A 19387-nucleotide genomic window follows, 5' to 3' on the forward strand; every position below is an offset into this window, starting at 1 on the left:
TCGGGGTCCCCTCGAAAGTGTGGGTCGGAGGAGCGAAGCGGGGAGACGCGCAGTTTCGTGGGGTGAGGTCATGTCTAGGGTCGCCTCCAGACTCGTCCGTCACGGGCCAGCATCTTGTCCGCCGACTCCGGTCCCCATCCGCCGGAGGCGTAGGGCTCCGGCTTCCCCTTCCTGCCCCAGTGCTCGAGGATCGGGTCCAGGATCTTCCAGGACAGCTCGACCTCCTCGTGGCGGGGGAAGAGAGGCGGGTCGCCGAGCAGCACGTCGAGGATCAGCCGCTCGTAGGCCTCCGGGCTGGACTCGGTGAACGAGCCGCCGTAGACGAAGTCCATGTTGACGTCGCGGATCTCCATCGCGGTGCCCGGCACCTTGGAGCCGAACCGGATCGTCATGCCCTCGTCGGGCTGCACCCGGATCACCAGTGCGTTCTGGGTCAGCTCCTCGGTCGCCGTGGCGCTGAACGGCAGATGCGGCGCTCGCTTGAAGACGATCGCCACCTCCGTCACCCGGCGCCCGAGGCGCTTGCCGGTGCGCAGGTAGAACGGCACGCCGGCCCAGCGGCGGGTGTCGACGTTGAGGGTGACGGCGGCGTACGTCTCGGTGGTGGAGGTCTTCTTGATGCCCTCCTCCTCGAGGAAGCCGTTGACCTTCTCGCCCCCGGCCCAGCCGGGTGCGTACTGCCCGCGGGCGGTCGTGAGGTCGAGCCGGCGGGGGAGCACGACGCTGGAGAGGACCTTCTGCTTCTCGATGCGCAGGCTCTCGGCGTCGAACGACGTGGGCTCCTCCATCGCGACCAGGCACATCAGCTGGAGGAGGTGGTTCTGGATCACGTCCCGCGCGGCGCCGATGCCGTCGTAGTAGCCGGCCCGGCCGCCGATGCCGATGTCCTCGGCCATCGTGATCTGCACGTGGTCGACGTAGTTGGAGTTCCAGATCGGCTCGAACAGCTCGTTGGCGAAGCGCATCGCCAGGATGTTCTGGACCGTCTCCTTGCCGAGGTAGTGGTCGATCCTGAAGATCGAGCCCGACGGGAAGACCCCTGCGAGGATGTTGTTGAGCTCGCGGGCGGACTCGAGGTCGTGGCCGAACGGCTTCTCCACCACCACGCGCCGCCACGAGCCGTCCTTCTGCTCGGTCAGGCCGTGCTCCTGGAGCTGCCCGACCACGTTGCCGAAGAAGCCGGGCGGGATCGCGAGGTAGAAGGCATGGTTGCCGCCGGTGCCGCGCTCCTGGTCGAGCTCCTCGATGGTGCGCCGCAGCCGCTCGAACGCGGCGTCGTCGTCGAAGTCGCCCGGCACGAACCGGAAGCCCTCAGCCAGCTGCTGCCAGACCTCCTCGCGGAACTCGGTGCGGGCGTGCGCCTTCACCGAGTCGTGCACGATCTGGGCGAAGTCCTGGTCCGCCCAGTCGCGGCGTGCGAAGCCGACCAGGCTGAAGCCCGGCGGGAGCAGCCCGCGGTTGGCGAGGTCGTAGATCGCCGGCATCACCTTCTTGCGCGAGAGGTCGCCAGTGACCCCGAAGAGCACCATCCCGCAGGGACCGGCGATGCGGGGCAGCCGGCGGTCCTCGGGGTCGCGCAGCGGGTTGGTCCAGGTCACGCGAGCACCTCTCGTACGACGTCGAGGTCGGCCGGCGAGCTGACGTGCAGCCGCAGCACGGGGCGACCCTTGCGGGCGAGCACCTGTCCGTCCCCGACCGCCTGCGCGGTCAGGAACTCCTGGAAGGTGAAGGGGCGGTCCGGCACGGCCAGGTCGGCCTCCGGCTGACCGGTGACCTGGAGGTAGACCCCCGTGTCGGGGCCGCCCTTGTGGTACTGCCCGGTGGAGTGCAGGAATCGCGGGCCCCAGCCGAAGGTCACCGGCCGGGCGGTCCGCACCGCGAGCCGGTCGCGGACCGAGGCGAGCGACGCGTCGCGGTGGCGGTCGAGGTAGGCCTGGACCGAGACGTACCCGTGCTCCCGGTCGAGCGCGTCGAGCAGCGCGGCCACCGCGGCGGTCACCGTGGTCGTGCCGGCCGGCAGCCAGCCCTCCGAGGCGTAGACCGTCACCGGCCCGTCGACGAAGACGGGCGTGGGGGTCGAGCCGCCGCCGTCGAGCATCTCCCGGGCCGCGGCCTTGGCGCTCTCCACGTCGGGCTGGTCGAAGGGGTTGATGCCGATGACCCGCCCGGCGACAGCCGTGGCGTACTCCCACAGCAGCATCTGGGCGCCGAGGGGGGCGTCGACCGAGACGCCCCAGCCGGACGCCGGCCGGACCGAGTCGAAGACGCTGCTGCTGGACCCCCCGTCCGCCCCGAAGGTGGCCAGCACCTCGTCGGGCGTGCTGGGGGAGAAGTTGGGGGAGTCGAGGGCGTCGACCACGACCGGCAGGATGCCCTTGCCGTCCTTGCCGGTGGACTCGGCGATCAGCTGCTCGGCCCAGTCCCCGAAGCCGTCGAACGGCGCGCCGGCGTTCGCCAGCACCAGCTTGTCGACGCCGGCCCGGTTGGCGGCGCCGAGCAGGGCGCCGAGCCGGAGACCGGGGTTGTCGACCGTGTCCGCCTCGAGGGCGGGCCGGATGGACTCGGCCTCGTCGAGCAGGGTGGCGATGTTGGCGCCCGCCAGTCCGCTCGGCACCAGGCCGAACGCGGTGAGCGCGGAGTAGCGCCCACCCACCTGCGGGTCAGCCAGGAAGACGCGGTAGCCGGCCTCGCGTGCGGACTGCTCCAGCGGGGAGCCGGGGTCGGTCACGACCACGATCCGCTGCGCCGGGTCGATGCCCGCGTCGGTGAAGGCCTTCTCGAAGGCCCGGCGCTGGCTGTCGGTCTCGACGGTGCCGCCCGACTTCGACGACACCACCACGACCGTCTCGGCCAGCCGGTCCTCCAGGGAGGTGCGGACGAAGTCGGGGTCCGAGGAGTCGAGGACGTCGAGCTCCACGCCGTCGGCGCGACAGATGACCTCGGGAGCCAGGGACGAGCCGCCCATGCCGCAGAGCACGACCCTCGTCAGGCCCTGTTCCTGCAGCTCGACCTCCAGCTCGGCGATGTCGCTGACCAGGGTGCGTGAGGACTCCGACAGCGACACCCACGAGAGCCGCTTCGAGGACTCCTCCTCGGCGGCCGGGCCCCACAGGCCGGCATCGCGGGCCGCGATGCGGCTGGCGACCCGGTCGGTCACCAGCTGCTCGACGGTGCCGGCGAAGGCAGCCTCGTCGGGGTAGCCGAAGAACAGCTCGAACGCCGCTCCGGTCCCCTCGCCGTTCACGGTGTTCCAAGCTGTTCGGCTCATGCCTGGCCCTGTCCTGCCTTCTCCATCTGCCCCGACACGGTCTCGACGAGCTCGGTCCACGACTTCTTGAACTTGTCGACGCCCTCGTGCTCGAGGACCAGCAGGACGTCCTCGAAGTCGATGCCGACCCCGGCCAGCCCGTCGAAGACCTGCTGTGCCTCGCCGGCCTTCCCGGTGACCGTGTCACCGTGGAGGTCGCCGTGGTCCGCGAAGGCCTCCATCGTCTTCTCGGGCATCGTGTTGACGGTGCCGTCGACGACCAGCTCGGTGACGTAGAGGGTGTCGGAGTAGGCCTCGTTCTTGACACCCGTCGACGCCCACAGCGGCCGTTGCGGGTTGGCGCCGGCGTTCGCCAGCACCTTCCAGCGGTCGGAGGCGACGACCTCTTCGTACGCCGCGTAGGCCAGACGGGCGTTCGCGACCGCGGCCTTGCCCTCGAGCGCCTTGGCCTCGTCGGTGCCGATCGCCTCGAGGCGCTTGTCGACCTCGGTGTCGACCCGCGAGACGAAGAACGACGCGACGGAGTGGATGCGACCGAGGTCGAGGCCGGCGTCACGCGCCTGCTCGAGCCCGCTCAGGTAGGCGTCCATCACCTCGCGGTAGCGCTGCAGGCCGAAGATCAGCGTGACGTTGACGCTGATGCCCTCGGCGACCGCGGCGGTGATGGCCGGCAGCCCCTCCTTGGTGGCGGGGATCTTGATCAGGACGTTTGGCCGGTCGACGGCGCTCCACAGGGCGCGGGCCGAGGCCATGGTGCCCTCGGTGTCGTTGGCCAGGTCGGGCTCCACCTCGATGGACACCCGGCCGTCGGCCGGGGTCTCCGCGAAGACCGGCGCCATGATGTCGCAGGCGTTGCGGACGTCGTCGGTGGTGAGCTCGAAGACGACCCGGTCGACCGGCTCGCCCTTCGCCACGAGGCGTCGCACCTGGTCGTCGTAGCGCTCCCCGTCGGCGATCGCGCCGGCGAAGATCGTCGGGTTGGTGGTCACGCCGACGACGGACTTCTCCTTGACGAGGTCGGCGAGGTTGCCGGTCTCGATCCGCTCCCGCGAGAGGTCGTCGAGCCAGATCGACACCCCCGCGTCGGCGAGAGCCTTCAGACGGTCACTCATGATGTCCTCCCGGAGATCGATGGTCGTTGGTGGTCAGGTACCCGTGTCGGGGGTGTGGCACGCCGCGCCGGTCAGCCGCTGATGCGCAGGCTGTCGCGCGCCGCGTCGGCGACGGCCTCGGCGGTGATGCCGTACTCCTGGTAGATGCGGGCGAAGTCGGCGGACGCGCCGTACGTCTCGATGGAGACCGTCCGGCCGTGGTCACCGACGATCTCGCGCCAGCCCTGGGCGACGCCGGCCTCGACGGAGACGCGGGCCTTCACGATCGGCGGGATCACGGTGTCGCGGTAGGCCTGCTCCTGCTCGTCGAACCACTCGCGGCACGGCATCGACACCACGCGGGCGCGGATGCCGTCGGCGGCGAGCAGGTCGCGGGCCGCCACGGCGAGCTGGACCTCGGACCCGGTGCCGATGAGCACGACGTCGGGCTCACCGCCCTCGACGTCGAGGAGCACGTAGCCACCGCGGTGCACGTTGGAGGTGTCGCTCCAGTGCTGGCCGTCGGCGTCCACGCCGCGCGGGAAGACCGGCACGTTCTGGCGGGTGAGCGCGAGACCGGCGGGGCGGTCCGTGCGCTCGAGCACCGCGTGCCAGGCGGCTGCGACCTCGTTGGCGTCGGCGGGGCGGACCACGTCGAGGCCGGGGATCGCGCGCAGGGCGGCGAGGTGCTCGATCGGCTGGTGGGTGGGACCGTCCTCGCCGAGGCCGATGGAGTCGTGGGTCCACACGTAGGTGACCGGGAGGCCCATCAGCGCGGCCAGCCGGACCGAGCCGCGCATGTAGTCGGAGAACGTGAGGAACGTGCCGCCGAAGACGCGGGTGCCGCCGTGCAGCGTGATGCCGTTCATGATCGCGCCCATGGCGTGCTCACGGATGCCGAAGTGCAGCACCCGGCCGGCGTACGGGTCGCCCTGCCACTCGCCGGTGGACCGGCTCTTGGGGATGAACGACTTCGCGCCCTCGATGGTGGTGTTGTTGGACTCCGCGAGGTCGGCCGAGCCGCCCCACAGCTCGGGCATGATCTCGGCGATCGCGTTGATCACGGCACCGGACGCCTTGCGCGTGGCCATGCCCTTCTCGTCGGCCGGGAAGGACGGCAGCACCTTCTCCAGGCCCTCGGGCAGGGCGCGGGTCTGGAGCCGCTCCCACAGCTCGAGGTCGGCGGCCTTCTTGCCGGTCCAGCGCTCGAAGCCGCGGTCCCACTCGGACTGCCACTGCTTGCCGCGCTCGACGAGCGAGCGGGTGTGGGCCAGCACGTCGTCGGGGACGTCGAAGTGGCGGTCGGGGTCGAGACCCATGACCTTCTTGGTCGCTGCGACCTCGTCCTCGCCCAGGGCCGAGCCGTGCGCCTTGCCGGTGCCCTGGGCGTGCGGTGCAGGCCAGGCGATCAGAGTGCGGAGCACGATGAAGCTGGGGCGGTCCTTGACCTCCTCGGCGGCCTGGATCGCGGCGTACAGGGCCGGGACGTCCTCGGTGTAGCCGGTGCCGTCGTGGGTCCAGTCCACGGTCTGGACGTGCCACCCGTAGGCCTCGTAGCGCTTGGCGACGTCCTCGGTGAAGGCGACGTCGGTGTCGCCCTCGATCGAGATCCGGTTGGCGTCGTAGATCAGCGTGAGGTTGCCGAGCTCCTGGGTGCCGGCGATGGAGGAGGCCTCGCCGCTCACACCCTCCTCGAGGTCACCGTCGCTGCAGATCGCGTAGATGTGGTGGTCGAACGGCGACGCGCCCTCGGCGGCGTCGGGGTCGAGCAGGCCGCGCTCGCGACGGGCGGCCATGGCCATGCCGATCGCGTTGGCCACGCCCTGGCCGAGCGGGCCGGTCGTGGTCTCCACCCCGGCGGTGTGGCCGAACTCCGGGTGGCCGGGGGTCTTGCTGCCCCAGGTGCGCAGCGACTTGATGTCATCGAGCTCGAGGCCCCAGCCGCCGAGGAAGAGCTGCAGGTAGAGCGTGATCGAGCTGTGGCCCGCGGAGAGCACGAACCGGTCGCGACCGGGCCAGTTGGGGTCGGCCGGGTTGTGCCGCATGACCTTCTGGAAGAGCAGGTACGCCGCCGGAGCGAGGCTCATCGCGGTGCCGGGGTGACCGTTGCCGACCTTCTGGACCGCATCCATGGCCAGGGCCCGGATGGTGTCCACCGCCTTCTCGTCGACGTCGTTCCACTCCAGCTCAGCGGCTCTGCTCACGGGGTTCCTCTCGGTCACAACACCTGCGGGCTCTCGAACGGGGCCAACGTCACAGGCGTGGGGGCTCAGGCAAGGCCGAGCCTACTCACCTGACGCGATACGATCGAACCCAGCAAGCACCCGCTGATGGTGACCCGTCCCTCCCGAGGATCCCTGTGACGTACGTCGGCCAGTCGACCTCTGCTGCCCCTGCGCAGGAGACGGCGCCGGCAACGGCTCGCGACGTCGTCGCCGCCTACGTCGGGCTCACCAAGCCACGCGTGATCGAGCTGCTGCTCCTGACCACCGTGCCGGTCATGTTCTTCGCCGCCCGCGGGATCCCGCCGCTGGGCCTGGTGGTCGCCACGGTCGTCGGCGGCACCTTCTCGGCCGGTTCGGCGTCGGTCTTCAACTGCGTCTACGACCGTGACATCGACGAGCAGATGCGGCGAACCCGTCGCCGGGCGCTGCCGCGGCACATCGTGTCGGCCCGGTCCGCGCTCGTGTTCGGCGCGGTCCTCGGGGTGCTCTCGACGGTGATCCTGGCGCTGTGGGTCAACCCGCTGTCGGCCACGCTGTCGGTGCTCGCGAACGCCTTCTACGTCTTCGGGTACACGATGTGGCTCAAGCGGCGCACCACCCAGAACATCGTCTGGGGCGGCCTGGCCGGCTGCTTCCCGGCCCTCATCGGCTGGACCGCGGTCACCGGCGAGCTGTGGGTGCCGGTCGTGCTCTTCGCCGTGGTGTTCTTCTGGACGCCGCCCCACACCTGGGCGCTGGCGCTGCGCTACCGCGAGGACTACGCCAACGTCGACGTCCCGATGCTGCCGGTCGTCGCCCCTGCCCACGAGGTGGGCCGCCAGGTCGTCGTCTACAGCTGGGTCATGGTCGCCACCTCACTGCTCCTCTGGCCGGTCGCGGGCACCGGTGTGTTCTACCCGGTCGCGGCGGCCGTGCTCGGCGCGATCTTCCTGCTGGAGGCCCACCGGATGTGGGGCCGCACCAAGGGCACCGAGGACCTGAGCCGGATCCAGCCGATGCGGCTGTTCCACTCCTCGAACCTCTACCTCTCGCTGCTGTTCGTCGCGGTCGCGCTCGACCCGCTCATCAGCCGCTGATCCGACCGCCGGACCGACCTGTGGGCGGGCTCCGGAAAAAAGTTCGGGTCCGGGCGCAACCTATTGCGTGCCCATCGCGTCTGAAGGGGTGACGACGGTCGATCCTGTCCACGGGGGTGCAGGCGGCCGTCGTCGCCATTTCCTCCCGCGCCGCGTTCGGTGGCTGAGTCACCGCCCGCCCGAACGGCCCGCGCAGGCGCAGCCCAGGTCAGGCGGGCTCGCGCACCTGGATCAGCACCCAGGTGACGCCGGCGGAGATCAGCGCGGCGCCGAGCATGTGGAAGCCGACGAGCACGATCGGGAGATCGGTGAAGTACTGCACGAACCCGATCGCCCCCTGGCCGACCTCGAGGGCCAGCAGCACGACGACGGCACGTCGCGCCATCGCCGACCCTCCGGTGGCCAGGAGTGCGAAGAGCAGGCCGGCGGTGAGCCCGACGAAGAGGAACACCACGTCGGCGTGCAGCTGGCTGAGCTGGAGCGGGTCGAGCCCGTTGCGGGGCGCGTTCGCGTCGCCGGCGTGCGGCCCTGAGCCAGTCACCACCGTGCCGACGTAGAGCACCACCCAGGCTGCCGCGAACGTCGCCCAGGCGAGACCGGTCACCGGACCGCGCGCCACGGTCGGCGGTGCCGGGTGGTCGAGGCGCTGCAGGAACAGCACCGAGACGCCGATGATCGCCAGCGAGCAGAGCAGGTGGAAGGAGACGATCCACGGGTTCAGGTCGGTCAGCACGGTGATGCCGCCGATGACGGCCTGGGCCGGGATGCCGAGGGCGAGCACCAGCGCGAGCCGGCGCAGGTCGCGGCGGCCGCTCTGCCAGGCCGCGACGAAGGTCGCCACCGCGATCGCCACGAGGACGAAGGTCAGCGTGCGGTTGCCGAACTCGATCGCCGCGTGGATGTCGTACGCACCGTGCGGGGTGAAGGACGAGCCGTTGCAGCGGGCCAGGTCGGGCAGCCCAGGCCGGAGCCGGTGAGCCGCACCGCGCCGCCGGTCACGACCAGCACGCAGTTGGCGACCAGGGTCGCCCAGCCCAGCGGGCGCAGCCAGCGGTCGGTGCGCGAGAGGGCTCGCGGCATCGTGTCGGTCATTCCCACGTGAAGGTCCTCGAAGTCATGAAGGTGCCGGCGACGGCCCACACCAGCAGCACGGCCAGGTCGAGCCAGCTGGTGCGTCCGTCGATGAAGGCCTGGCGCATCGCGTCGCCGAGCGCGCCGGAGGGCAGCCACTGGACCACCGAGCCGAACGCGCCGTACGACGAGGGCGGCAGCACGACCGCACCGCCGGCCAGGAGCAGCAGGTAGACCAGGTTGGCCGCGGCCAGGGTCGCCTCGGCGCGGAGCACGCCCGCGACGAGCAGGCCGAGCGAGGCGAAGGCGGCGGTGCCGAGCAGGAACGCCAGCACGGCGCCCAGGGGGTCGACGTCCGGGTCCCAGCCGAGGGCCAGCGCCACGATCGAGATCACCACGAACTGGAGCACTTCGACCAGCAGCAGGGCGCCCACCTTGCCGGCGAGGAGGCCGGCGCGAGGCAGCGGCGAGGAGCCCAGCCGCTTGATGACGCCGTAGCGCCGCTCGAAGCCCGTCATGATCGCCAGCGAGGTGAACGCCGTGGACATCACCGCCAGCGCCAGCACACCGGGCGTGAAGACGTCCACCGCCGGGTGCGCGAAGGTCTTCCCCATCCGGTGCGCACCCTCGACCCCGCCGATCAGCACGATGACCGGGATGACCACGGCGAGGAGGAGCTGCTCGCCGTTGCGCAGCATCAGCCGCGCCTCCATCGCCGCCTGGGCGGCCACCATCCGGTGGAACGGCGCGGCGCCGGGCCTGGGCGCGAAGGTCCCCCGCTGGTCGAGGCTCACGGCGTCAGCTCCCGTCCGGTCAGCTCGAGGAAGACGTCCTCGAGGTTGCGCTGGCCCAGGCTCAGCGACTCGGGGAGGACGCCGTTGGCGTCGCACCATCCCGAGATCTTGGCCAGCGTCGAGGCGTCCGCGGGGCCGCTGAGCACGAGGCTCAGCTCGTCGAGCTGGGTCACCTCGGTCTCGCTGCCGAGGGTGCTGCGCAGCGAGTCCGGCGTGCCCGGCGGGAAGGGCCGGGTCACGACCAGGCGGATGGTCGCGGTGCGGGCGTCGCTGCCGCCGCGGGTCAGCTCCAGCGGTGTGCCGGACGCGATGAGGCGGCCGTGGTCGATGATGTGGATGCGATCGGCGAGCCGCTCCGCCTCGTCCATGTAGTGCGTGGTCAGCACGACGGTGACGCCGTCGTGGCGCAGCTCCTCCAGCAGCTCCCACGTCGCCCGGCGGGCCTGCGGGTCCATGCCTGCGGTCGGCTCGTCGACGAAGACGATCTCAGGGCGGCCGACCACGGCCATCGCGAGCCCGAGGCGCTGCTGCTGGCCACCGGAGAGGCGCCGGTACGGCGTCCTCCCGCAGTCGCCGAGGCCCAGTCGCTCGGCCAGCGCGTCGGTGTCCAGGGGGTGGGCGTGCAGGCGGGCGACGTGCCGCAGCATCTCCATCGCGCGGACGCCGCTCCAGGCGCCGCCTCCCTGCAGCATCACGCCGATGCGGGGTATGAGGTCGCTGCGGTCGCGGACCGGGTCGAGGCCGAGCACGCGCACGGTGCCCTGCTGCGGGGCGCGGTAGCCCTCGCAGGTCTCCAGCGTGGTGGTCTTGCCGGCGCCGTTGGGGCCGAGGACCGCGGTGATGGTCTGCCGCTCGACGGTCAGCGAGAGCGCGTCGACCGCGACCTTGTCGCCGTACCTCATGACCAGGCCGTCGACAGCGACGGCCGGCTCGGTGGGGACGGGCTTCGACACGCGGTCAGTCTAGGGAGCGGCCGGGGACCGTCCCGGCCGTGGGCCGTGGGCGCGACCCGGGTCGTGTGGCCTGGGTCTCAGCAGGGGCCGGGCCGCTCAGATCTCGACCGTGTCCGGGGTGGTCGCGTCGTCGCCACGGGGGAGTCGCCCGAAGGCAGCCGGCGGCTCCCGCCACAGTGCCTGGCCCGTGCCCGACGCGGCGTCCCGGATCGCCCGCCACACCCGCTCGGGGGTGCAGGGCAGGTCGACGTGCCGGACCCCGAGGTGGCTCAGCGCGTCGACGACGGCGTTCTGCACGGCTGGGGTCGACCCGATCGTGGCGGACTCGCCGATGCCCTTGGCGCCCAGCGGGTTGAGCGGGGTCGGCGTCTCGGTGTTGGAGACCTCGAGGTTGATGGTGTCGGCGGTCGTCGGCATGGCGTAGTCGGCGAAGGTCGAGGTCAGCGGGCGTGCCGGCCTCGTCGTAGACGAAACTGCTCCCACAGCGCTTGCGAGATGCCCTGCACGGCGCCTCCGTGCTGCTGCCCGGCGACCACGAGCGGGTTGAGCACCCGACCGCAGTCGTCGACGGCCACGTGGCGAGCGGCGTGACCAGCCCGGTGTCGGTGTCGACCTCGACGATCGACACGTGGGCGCCGAAGGGGAACGTCGCGCCGTCCTGGGTGAAGTCGGTGTCCGACCCGAGCCCGCCGTCGTGCTCGTGCGCCCAGGCAGCGAGCTCCCGCCAGCCGACCCCGGTGCCGGAGACGCCGCGCACCGAGAAGGTCCCGTCATCCAGGACGATGTCGGCCGGGTCGGCCTCGAGCATGCGGGAGGCGACATCGAGCGCCTTGACCCGCACCTCGTCGGCCCCTGGCCGACCGCGTTCCCGCCCATCTGCAGGGAACGCGAACCGCCGGTGCCGCCGCCCGAGCGGACCAGGGCGGTGTCGGACTGCACGTAGGTGATGTCCTCCATGGGGATCCCAGCCGGTCGGCCACGATCATCGAGAACGACGTCGCGTGGCCCTGCCGTGCCCGGAGGTTGCCGGCCATCGCGGTGGCCGTGCCGTCGGCGTGGACGTGCAGGGACCCGAACTCCGAGCCTCCGAAACCGGTGATCTCCACGTAGACCGCGAGCCGATGCCGAGCTGCTTGACGTCGCCGGCATCGCGGCGGCGCTGCTGCTCGGCGCGGGCGGCGTCGACGTCAGCGATCCGCAGGGCCTCGCGCAGGGGCAGGTCGAAGTCGGCCACGTCGTAGGTGACGCCCGTGCGCGTGACGAAGGGGAACGCGTCGGGGCGATCAGGTTGCGGCGCCGGATCTCTTCGGGCGCCAGGTCGAGCTCGTCGGCCGCGAGGTCGATCAGCCGTTCCAGCAGCGCGGCCGCCTCGGACGCCCGGCGCCGCGGAAGGCGCCCACGGGCGGTGTTGGTCAGCGCTGCGATGGCGTCGTAGCGGATCTCGGGCACGTCGTAGGGGCCCTGGATCATCATGTACGTCGGGCCGAGCGCGAGGGCACCCCCGAAGCCGGCGTAGGCGCCGCAGTCGCCCACGACCCGGACCCGGAGCCCGACCATGCGGCCCTCGGCGGTCAGCCCGAGCTCGGCGTACTGCACCTGGCCGCGCCCGTGCATCGAGAGCATCGCCTCGCTGCGGGTCTCGGTCCACTTGACCGGGCGCCCCAGCTGTCGCGCTGCGGCGACGACCGCGGCGTGGTCGGGGATGATGCCGGCCTTGCCGCCGAAGGCCCCGCCGACGTGTGGGGCGATGACCCGCACCCGGTCCTGCTCCAGCCCCGTGAAGCGGGCGATGAGGTTGCGGGCCATGTGGGGCTGCTGGGTGGCGACCCAGACGGTCAGGCCGTCCTGCCGGGGCTCCACGAGGATGGCGTGGCCCTCGATGGGAGCGGTGGCGATGCGCTGGTTCTCCAGACGCAGCCGGACGACGTGGTCGGCGCCGGCGAGCGGGTCGGTCCGGTCCCCGTCCGCCCGGCTGGCGGCGACATTGCTGCCGATCTCCTCGAACTGCAGCGGGGCGCCGTCGGCGAGCGCGGCCTCCATGTCCGCGACGACGGGCAGCTCGTCGTAGTCCACGTCGACCAGCTCCGCCGCGTCGACCGCCTGCGCTCGGGTCTCGGCGACGACCATCGCCACTGGGTCCCCGACGAAGCGGACGCGGTCGACGGCCAGCGCCCGTCGGAGGGCGGCCGGGTTGACCTCCGCGAAGGCGGGCACCGGCCGGTCGCCGATGGCCTCACGCAGCGAGGCGCCGGTGTGGACGGCGAGCACGCCCGGGGCACGTCCGGCCTCGGCCGTGTCGACGGCCGTGATCCGGGCGTGGGCGAACGGGCTGCGAACGAACACAGCGTGGGCCGTGCCGTCGATGCGCTGGTTGTCGACGAAGGTGCCGAGCCCCCGGACGAGGTCGGGGTCCTCGACCCGCGGCACGATGTTCCCCAGCAGCGATCCCGGCATCGTCGTCTCCCTCTCGTGCTCCACAGGGTCCGCGACGAGACTAGCCCCGAGCACCGATCACCTGCGTCGCGCGAGCAGCGCGGCGAGCACGTCGGGCTCGTCGCTGATGATGCCGCTGACGCCGAGGCCGAGCGCCGCGTCCAGCGCGGCGAGGTCGTTGACCGGCCAGCTCATGACGACCTCGACGTGGCGGTGCAGCTCGGTGACGAGCTGCTCGTCGAGGAGGGTGAGGTGGACCGAGACGCCATGGACGTGCGGGGCGGTCGCGACCCGCTGGCGCAGCCTCGACAGCTCGACCCGGTTGCGGGCGGAGAGCACGGCGTCGACGAAGGGCAGCTCCCCGACGAGCTCGACGGAGGGCCAGTAGCGCCCGCACACCAGCACCTGCTGGTGGCCGGCCACGTCGTGCAGGGTGCGGGCCACCGACGGGGCGGTAGTGCTGCGCCGCCCCTTGAGGTCGAGCATGAACGTCGTGCCGTGCCGGTCGGCCTCGAGGAGCTCGCGCAGCCCGAGGCGGGGCGCGGACGCCGAGGCCAGCTCCCAGCGGTCCCAGAGGAACGGCAGCGGGCCAGCGGTCTTCAGGTGCCGGACCTCCAGCCTGCCGCGGTAGTCGTGGACGTCGCACTCGATGACGTCGACGCCGAGCGTGTTCGCGGCGTGCAGGCCCGCCAGCGAGTTGCCGGCCCGGTGCGCGATCGCCAGCGGGGTCATGCCGGCTCCCGACCACGGCGCAACCGCCTCCGCTGGAGCGCCAGGGCGACGAAGTGCCCGACGATGACCAGTGCGATCCCGGCGAGCACGTCGACCGTGTAGTGGTTTGCGGTGGCGATCACAGCCCACGCCATCAGGGCCGGCATCGTGCACGCGAGCACCCGCAGCACCAGCGAGGTGGTGGCGGAGAAGATCGCCATGCCGACCAGGAGGTCCCAGCCGACGTGCAGGCTCGGCATCGCGGCGTACTGGTTCACGAACGCGGGTGGCTGGAGGTAGCGGTAGGAGTCGGAGCTCTCGGTGACGGTGTCGACGAGTCCGATGCCGGCCAGGCGCGGTGGGGCGACGGGGTAGGACACGAACACGATCATGCCCAGCCCGCCCGAGACCAGCATCGCGTCGCGCAGCACGAGGAACTGCGGGCGGTGGCGCCACACCAGCCACACCATGGTCACGATGATCACCGGCCAGTGGCCCCAGATGTAGATCCAGTTCGCGAGGGCCTCCAGCGCCTCCGAGGAGTCAACGGGTCGCTGCATCGCGGGCTCGACGTAGATGTCGAGGGCCTTCTCGAAGTCGACGATGCGGTGCGCGTGCTCCCGGGCGACGTGGAAGGAGGCCTCGGTGAGCCCCCGGATGCGGAAGTAGGCGAAGACGCCGAGTGCCACCACAGCCGCCTGGCCCAGGATCCAGGGCACTCGCGAGCGCGTCATGGCTGTCACCCGGGACACTTCCATGCAGATCCTCTGGGCACCTCGGCGGCTCGGTTGAACCTCCATCGTGCGCACGCCCGGGCAGCCGGGGGGGGGGCAAAGGTCCCGAGGAGGGGGTCCGACCGTCGAGCGGACCCGGTGCCGGGCCGGGTCAGGCGGCAGCGACGGCGAGTGCCCCCGAGGGAGCGGCGGTCCGGCGCAGGGCACGCCGGGTCAGCACGAGGCTGACGCCGCCGAGCACGAGGGCCGGGAGCCAGGCCACGGCGGCCTTGACCGCGACGGCGGCCGCCGCGGCGGCCCACGGCACGCCCAGGGCGACGAGAGCCACGACGAGCGCTCCGTCGCGGGGGCTGGCGCCGTTGGGGCCGGGGACGGCCCCGGCGATCTGGCTGGCCCCGAAGGCACCCAGCACCGCGAGCGGCGACAGGGTGTGCCCGGTGGCCTGGATCGTGCCGAGCAGCAGCGCCGCGATCGAGAGCTGGTAGGCGGCCGAGAGGACCAGGGCCTGCGCGAGCTGGCGCGGAGGCGGCAGCGGCCGGGACGGGAGCAGGTCGGGCCGGACCCGGCGCACGACGAAGAACGCGACGATCGCCAACGCCCCGATCGCCAGCGCGACCACGAGCAGGTGCACCGGGAGCGCGGCGCCGGCGAAGGCCACGAACAGCGCGAGGCCCACGGCCCGACGAACCGGTCGGCACCGACGCTCATCAGCGCGTCACCGCGGCCGAGGCCCGCCCGGGTCAGCCGGTGCATGCGCCAGACGTCGGCCCCCACGTGGCCGGGGGTGAGCAGGCCGAGCAGCTCGGACTCGGCGTACGCCCGCAGGTGCCAGCGGCGGCCGAGGTGGGCGTCGGTGAGGGCGCGCCAGCGCAGCGGGCAGAGGACGTACTTCCCCACGATCCAGGGGAGCAGGCCCAGCGCCACGGGCCACGGACTGACCGAGGGCAGGCTGGGCAGGGTCAGCGCGGGCACCAGGATGCTGACCAGGACGCCGAGGACGAGGACGATCCGAGAGTGCACGAGGGTGCGCAGCAGCTGCATGAAGGCCTTTCCGTGAACGCCGGACGGGGAACCGGTGTCGGTCTTTACGTACCCGCTGTCGAGTGAAGCAGAACCTCACAATCGAAATTGGCATGCTTACCCCATCTGGGGGTAGGGCCACTAGTCCATCTGGGTTGGCCCTTCTTGCCCCAGCAGGGTAAGGGGAGCCTTACTTGAAGGACCCCGCGTATTAACGGCACACTGATGTTGTGGAATTCGACGAGAGGCCCGCAGCGGCCGTGGACCAGCCGACGCGTCAGCGCGTCGTGCGGTCGATCCTCGTCAACGGCCCGTCCACGGCCGCGGCGCTCGCCGAGCGCCTGGACCTGACCCCGGCGGCCGTGCGGCGCCACCTCGACCAGCTCCTCGACGAGGGCACGGTCGAGGCTCGTGAGCCGCGCACCCTCGCGGCCCGGGGGCGCGGCCGCCCGGCCAAGGTGTTCGCCCTGACCGAGGCGGGCCGCGACGGCTTCGACCAGCAGTACGACGACCTCGCCGTCCAGGCGCTGCGCTTCCTCGCCGAGACCGGCGGGGAGCAGGCCGTCCGGGAATTCGCCGAGCGGCGCGTGGCGTTCGTCGAGGAGCGCTTCCACGACGTGTCGCGCGAGCAGCCGCAGCTCTCGCCGGCCGAGGTGCTGGCCCAGGTCTTCACCGAGGAGGGCTACGCCGCGGCCGTCCGCGCCCTTCCCACGTCGGGTCCCGGAAAGGGACACATCGTGGGGGAGCAGCTGTGCCAGCAGCACTGCCCCGTGTCCCACGTCGCCCACGAGTTCCCGCAGCTGTGCGAGGCCGAGACCGCGGCGATCAGCCGGGTGCTCGGCAGCCACGTGCAGCGGCTGGCCACCATCGCCCACGGCGACGGGGTCTGCACCACATGCATCCCGAACGCGTCTCCATCCACCGGCAAGACGAAGGAGCAGGTCACCACATGACGACCATCGACGAGCGCAACCCCGAGCTCGAGGGCATCGGTCGCTACGAGTTCGGCTGGAGCGACCCCGACGTCGCCGGTGCCGTCGCCCAGCGCGGCCTGAACGAGGCCGTCGTGCGTGACATCTCGAGCAAGAAGAACGAGCCGCAGTGGATGCTCGACCTGCGGCTGAAGGGCCTGAAGCTCTTCGGTCGCAAGCCGATGCCGACCTGGGGCTCGGACCTCTCGGCGATCGACTTCGACAACATCAAGTACTTCGTGCGCTCCAGCGAGAAGCAGGCCGCCTCGTGGGAGGACCTGCCCGAGGACATCAAGAACACCTACGACAAGCTCGGCATCCCGGAGGCGGAGAAGCAGCGCCTCGTCGCGGGCGTCGCCGCGCAGTACGAGTCGGAGGTCGTCTACCACTCGATCCGCGAGGACCTCGAGCAGCAGGGCGTGCTCTTCCTCGACACCGACACGGCCCTGCGTGAGCAGCCCGAGCTCTTCAAGGAGTACTTCGGCACCGTCATCCCGGTCGGCGACAACAAGTTCGCCGCGCTGAACACCTCGGTGTGGTCGGGTGGCTCGTTCATCTACGTCCCGCCGGGCGTCCACGTGGACATCCCGCTGCAGGCCTACTTCCGGATCAACACCGAGAACATGGGCCAGTTCGAGCGGACCCTGATCATCGTCGACGAGGGTGCCTACGTGCACTACGTCGAGGGCTGCACCGCGCCGATCTACTCCTCCGACTCGCTGCACTCCGCGGTCGTGGAGATCATCGTGAAGAAGGGCGGCCGCTGCCGCTACACGACCATCCAGAACTGGTCGAACAACGTCTACAACCTCGTCACCAAGCGGGCGACGTGCGAGGCCGGCGCCACGATGGAGTGGGTCGACGGCAACATCGGCTCCAAGGTGACCATGAAGTACCCCGCGGTCTACCTGATGGGCGAGCACGCGCGCGGCGAGACGCTCTCGATCGCGTTCGCGGGCGAGGGCCAGCACCAGGACGCCGGCGCCAAGATGGTGCACGCGGCTCCCAACACCTCGTCCTCGATCCTGTCGAAGTCGGTGGCGCGCGGCGGCGGGCGCACGTCGTACCGCGGCCTGATCCAGATCAACGAGGGCGCTCACGGCTCGAAGTCCAACGTGCTGTGCGACGCGCTGCTGGTCGACCAGATCAGCCGGTCCGACACCTACCCGTACGTCGACATCCGCGAGGACGACGTGTCGATGGGGCACGAGGCCTCGGTCTCGAAGGTCTCCGACGACCAGCTGTTCTACCTGATGTCGCGCGGCATGGAGCAGGACGAGGCGATGGCGATGATCGTGCGCGGCTTCGTCGAGCCGATCGCGAAGGAGCTCCCGATGGAGTACGCCCTCGAGCTCAACCGCCTCATCGAGCTGCAGATGGAGGGCGCGGTCGGCTGATCGGCGCCTGGCGTGTCGGCTCCGCCGCCACGCCCGCCGCGAGGCTCCCGCTCGTCCCCCCGACGTTGAAGAGGAATTTTCAGGAAATGACTGTGACCGATGCTGCACGCGCGAGCGTGGAGTCCGCCCTCGAGCTCGACAAGGTCGACTCGCACCTGCACCCCGAGGGCTCGTTCGACGTGGCCGACCACCCGGTCCCGACCGGGCGGGAGGAGGTGTGGCGGTTCACCCCGCTGCGCCGCCTGCGCGACCTGCACGCCGACGCCGACCTGTCCGGCACCTCCGTGGGCGCCGAGGCGGACGCCCCCGACGGCGTGCGGATCGAGAGCATCGACGCCGACAGCCCGCTGCGCGGCACGAGCGGTTTCGTGCCCGTCGACCGGGTCAGCGCCCGGGTGTGGCACGAGGCCGCCCGACGCTACGCCGTGACGGTGCCGCGCGAGACGGAGCTGGACGCGCCGGTCTTCATCGACGTCCGGGGCACCGGGATCGAGGGCGCCTCGTCGACGCACGTGGTGATCACCGCCGAGCCGCACAGCAAGGCGACCGTGGTCTTCCGCTTCCTCGGCTCGGCGACCCTGGCCGACCTCACCGAGATCGTCGTGGGTGACGGCGCGCAGCTGACCGTCGTCAGCATCGACGACTGGGAGGACGACGCGGTCCACCTCGGCCACCGTCATGCGAAGGTCGGCCGCGACGCGACGTTCAAGCACGTCGACGTGTCCTTCGGCGGCAACGTGGTCCGCCACGACACCACGGCCGAGTACTCCGGCCCCGGCGGGTCGGTCGAGATGCTCGGCATGTACTTCGCCGACGGCGACACCGACCACGGTGGCCAGCACATCGAGCACCGGCTCTTCGTCGACCACACCGCCCCCAACACGCGCAGCAACGTCGTCTACAAGGGCGCGCTGCAGGGCGAGGGTGCGCACACGGTCTGGATCGGCAACGTGCTGATCCGCAAGGTCGCCGAGGGGATCGAGACCTACGAGGAGAACCGCAACCTCGTGCTCACCGACGGCTGCCAGGCCGACTCGGTGCCGAACCTGGAGATCGAGACCGGCGAGATCGAGGGAGCCGGCCACGCCTCGGCGACCGGCCGCTTCGACGACGAGCAGCTGTTCTACCTGCGCTCGCGCGGGATCGAGGAGAACGAGGCGCGCCGCCTGGTCGTGCACGGCTTCTTCAACGACCTGATCCGCAAGATCGACGTCCCGGCCATCGAGGCCAAGCTCACCGAGACCGTCGAGGCGGAGCTGGCAAAGAACGTCCTCAAGGCGCTGCCGGGAGGCGACCGCTGATGGCCTTCGAGCGTGTGTGCGCAACCGACGAGGTGCCCACGGACGAGGCGCTCGGCGTGACCGTCGGCGACCTGGACGTGGCGGTGGCCCGCGACGGCGACGAGTTCTTCGCCGTTCAGGACCTCTGCTCCCACGCCGCCGTCGCGCTCAGCGAGGGCGAGGTGGCCGACTGCCAGATCGAGTGCTGGCTCCACGGCTCCCGCTTCGACCTGCGCACCGGCAAGCCCACGGGCCTGCCCGCGACCGAGCCCGTCTCGGTGTTCCCGGTCGAGGTCCGCGACGACGGTGTGTACGTCGACGTGACCGCACCCCTCAACGGCGTACAGCCGTCCTGACCAACCC

17 protein-coding genes and 2 pseudogenes are annotated in these 19387 nt (G+C 71.4%); 5 read left to right on the forward strand and 14 right to left on the reverse strand.

Features of this window, described 5'->3' with window-relative positions:
• Positions 1-74 precede the first annotated feature (74 nt).
• The 4 genes from zwf to tkt form a co-directional block, all read right to left on the reverse strand.
• Complete coding sequence (gene zwf / locus H0S67_RS11230; RefSeq protein ID WP_180936633.1) at positions 75-1598, reverse strand: glucose-6-phosphate dehydrogenase; 1524 nt, start codon at positions 1596-1598, stop codon at positions 75-77.
• Positions 1595-3268 carry a glucose-6-phosphate isomerase gene (locus tag H0S67_RS11235; RefSeq protein WP_180936634.1) on the reverse strand — a complete coding sequence of 558 codons (1674 nt, stop codon included), beginning with the start codon at positions 3266-3268 and terminating at the stop codon, positions 1595-1597. Before H0S67_RS11235 ends, zwf begins: the two co-directional genes overlap by 4 nt.
• Positions 3265-4380, reverse strand: coding sequence for a transaldolase (gene tal / locus H0S67_RS11240; RefSeq protein ID WP_180936635.1), 1116 nt, complete (start codon positions 4378-4380; stop codon positions 3265-3267). Before tal ends, H0S67_RS11235 begins: the two co-directional genes overlap by 4 nt.
• A 71-nt stretch (positions 4381-4451) precedes the next feature.
• Positions 4452-6491: a transketolase gene (gene tkt, locus H0S67_RS11245; RefSeq protein ID WP_219635707.1), complete on the reverse strand. Its 2040-nt coding sequence runs from the start codon at positions 6489-6491 to the stop codon at positions 4452-4454.
• 227 nt (positions 6492-6718) lie between these two features.
• Here tkt and H0S67_RS11250 point away from each other — a divergent pair, with 227 nt between their 5' ends.
• Positions 6719-7660 carry a heme o synthase gene (locus tag H0S67_RS11250; RefSeq protein WP_180936637.1) on the forward strand — a complete coding sequence of 314 codons (942 nt, stop codon included), beginning with the start codon at positions 6719-6721 and terminating at the stop codon, positions 7658-7660.
• Positions 7661-7868: 208 nt separating this feature from the next.
• On the opposite strand, the gene H0S67_RS11255 is transcribed toward H0S67_RS11250, so the two are convergent.
• The 10 genes and pseudogenes from H0S67_RS11255 to H0S67_RS28585 form a co-directional block, all read right to left on the reverse strand.
• Positions 7869-8513, reverse strand: a complete 645-nt coding sequence (locus tag H0S67_RS11255) for a COX15/CtaA family protein (RefSeq protein ID WP_281369016.1) — start codon at positions 8511-8513, stop codon at positions 7869-7871.
• An 11-nt stretch (positions 8514-8524) separates the two neighbouring features.
• On the reverse strand, positions 8525-8752 hold the full coding sequence (locus tag H0S67_RS26690) for a COX15/CtaA family protein (protein WP_281369017.1): 228 nt from the start codon (positions 8750-8752) through the stop codon (positions 8525-8527).
• Positions 8749-9525, reverse strand: a complete 777-nt coding sequence (locus tag H0S67_RS11260) for an ABC transporter permease (RefSeq protein WP_246355306.1) — start codon at positions 9523-9525, stop codon at positions 8749-8751. The genes H0S67_RS26690 and H0S67_RS11260 overlap by 4 nt, the downstream gene beginning before the upstream one ends.
• Positions 9522-10427, reverse strand: coding sequence for an ABC transporter ATP-binding protein (locus H0S67_RS11265; protein WP_180936881.1), 906 nt, complete (start codon positions 10425-10427; stop codon positions 9522-9524). The genes H0S67_RS11260 and H0S67_RS11265 overlap by 4 nt, the downstream gene beginning before the upstream one ends.
• Before the next feature lie 55 nt (positions 10428-10482).
• On the reverse strand, positions 10483-11286 hold the full coding sequence (locus H0S67_RS28155; protein ID WP_425489934.1) for a molybdopterin cofactor-binding domain-containing protein: 804 nt from the start codon (positions 11284-11286) through the stop codon (positions 10483-10485).
• Between the two features lie 59 nt (positions 11287-11345).
• A pseudogene (locus H0S67_RS11270) lies at positions 11346-12932 on the reverse strand (xanthine dehydrogenase family protein molybdopterin-binding subunit); the annotation flags it as partial.
• A gap of 57 nt (positions 12933-12989) precedes the next feature.
• Positions 12990-13643, reverse strand: a complete 654-nt coding sequence (locus H0S67_RS11275) for a glycerophosphodiester phosphodiesterase (protein ID WP_180936639.1) — start codon at positions 13641-13643, stop codon at positions 12990-12992.
• A complete protein-coding gene (locus tag H0S67_RS11280; protein WP_246355308.1) occupies positions 13640-14356 on the reverse strand; it encodes a phosphatase PAP2 family protein in 717 nt (238 codons plus the stop codon). Before H0S67_RS11280 ends, H0S67_RS11275 begins: the two co-directional genes overlap by 4 nt.
• Before the next feature lie 151 nt (positions 14357-14507).
• On the reverse strand, positions 14508-15032 hold the full coding sequence (locus H0S67_RS25110) for a hypothetical protein (protein ID WP_246355309.1): 525 nt from the start codon (positions 15030-15032) through the stop codon (positions 14508-14510).
• 14 nt (positions 15033-15046) lie between these two features.
• Positions 15047-15397: pseudogene (locus H0S67_RS28585) on the reverse strand (hypothetical protein); the annotation flags it as partial.
• Positions 15398-15606: 209 nt separating this feature from the next.
• On the opposite strand from H0S67_RS28585, the gene H0S67_RS11290 reads away from it, so the two are divergent.
• The 4 genes from H0S67_RS11290 (at position 15607) to H0S67_RS11305 (ending at position 19380) form a co-directional block, all read left to right on the forward strand.
• A complete protein-coding gene (locus tag H0S67_RS11290) occupies positions 15607-16329 on the forward strand; it encodes a helix-turn-helix transcriptional regulator (protein ID WP_180936642.1) in 723 nt (240 codons plus the stop codon).
• Positions 16326-17744: a Fe-S cluster assembly protein SufB gene (gene sufB, locus H0S67_RS11295; protein ID WP_180936643.1), complete on the forward strand. Its 1419-nt coding sequence runs from the start codon at positions 16326-16328 to the stop codon at positions 17742-17744. The genes H0S67_RS11290 and sufB overlap by 4 nt, the downstream gene beginning before the upstream one ends.
• 86 nt (positions 17745-17830) lie before the next feature.
• Positions 17831-19045, forward strand: coding sequence for a Fe-S cluster assembly protein SufD (gene sufD, locus H0S67_RS11300; RefSeq protein WP_180936644.1), 1215 nt, complete (start codon positions 17831-17833; stop codon positions 19043-19045).
• A complete protein-coding gene (locus H0S67_RS11305) occupies positions 19045-19380 on the forward strand; it encodes a non-heme iron oxygenase ferredoxin subunit (RefSeq protein ID WP_180936645.1) in 336 nt (111 codons plus the stop codon). Before sufD ends, H0S67_RS11305 begins: the two co-directional genes overlap by 1 nt.
• Positions 19381-19387 lie beyond the last annotated feature (7 nt).

It is taken from the genome of Nocardioides ungokensis (assembly GCF_013466985.1).
Taxonomy (GTDB): domain Bacteria; phylum Actinomycetota; class Actinomycetes; order Propionibacteriales; family Nocardioidaceae; genus Nocardioides; species Nocardioides ungokensis.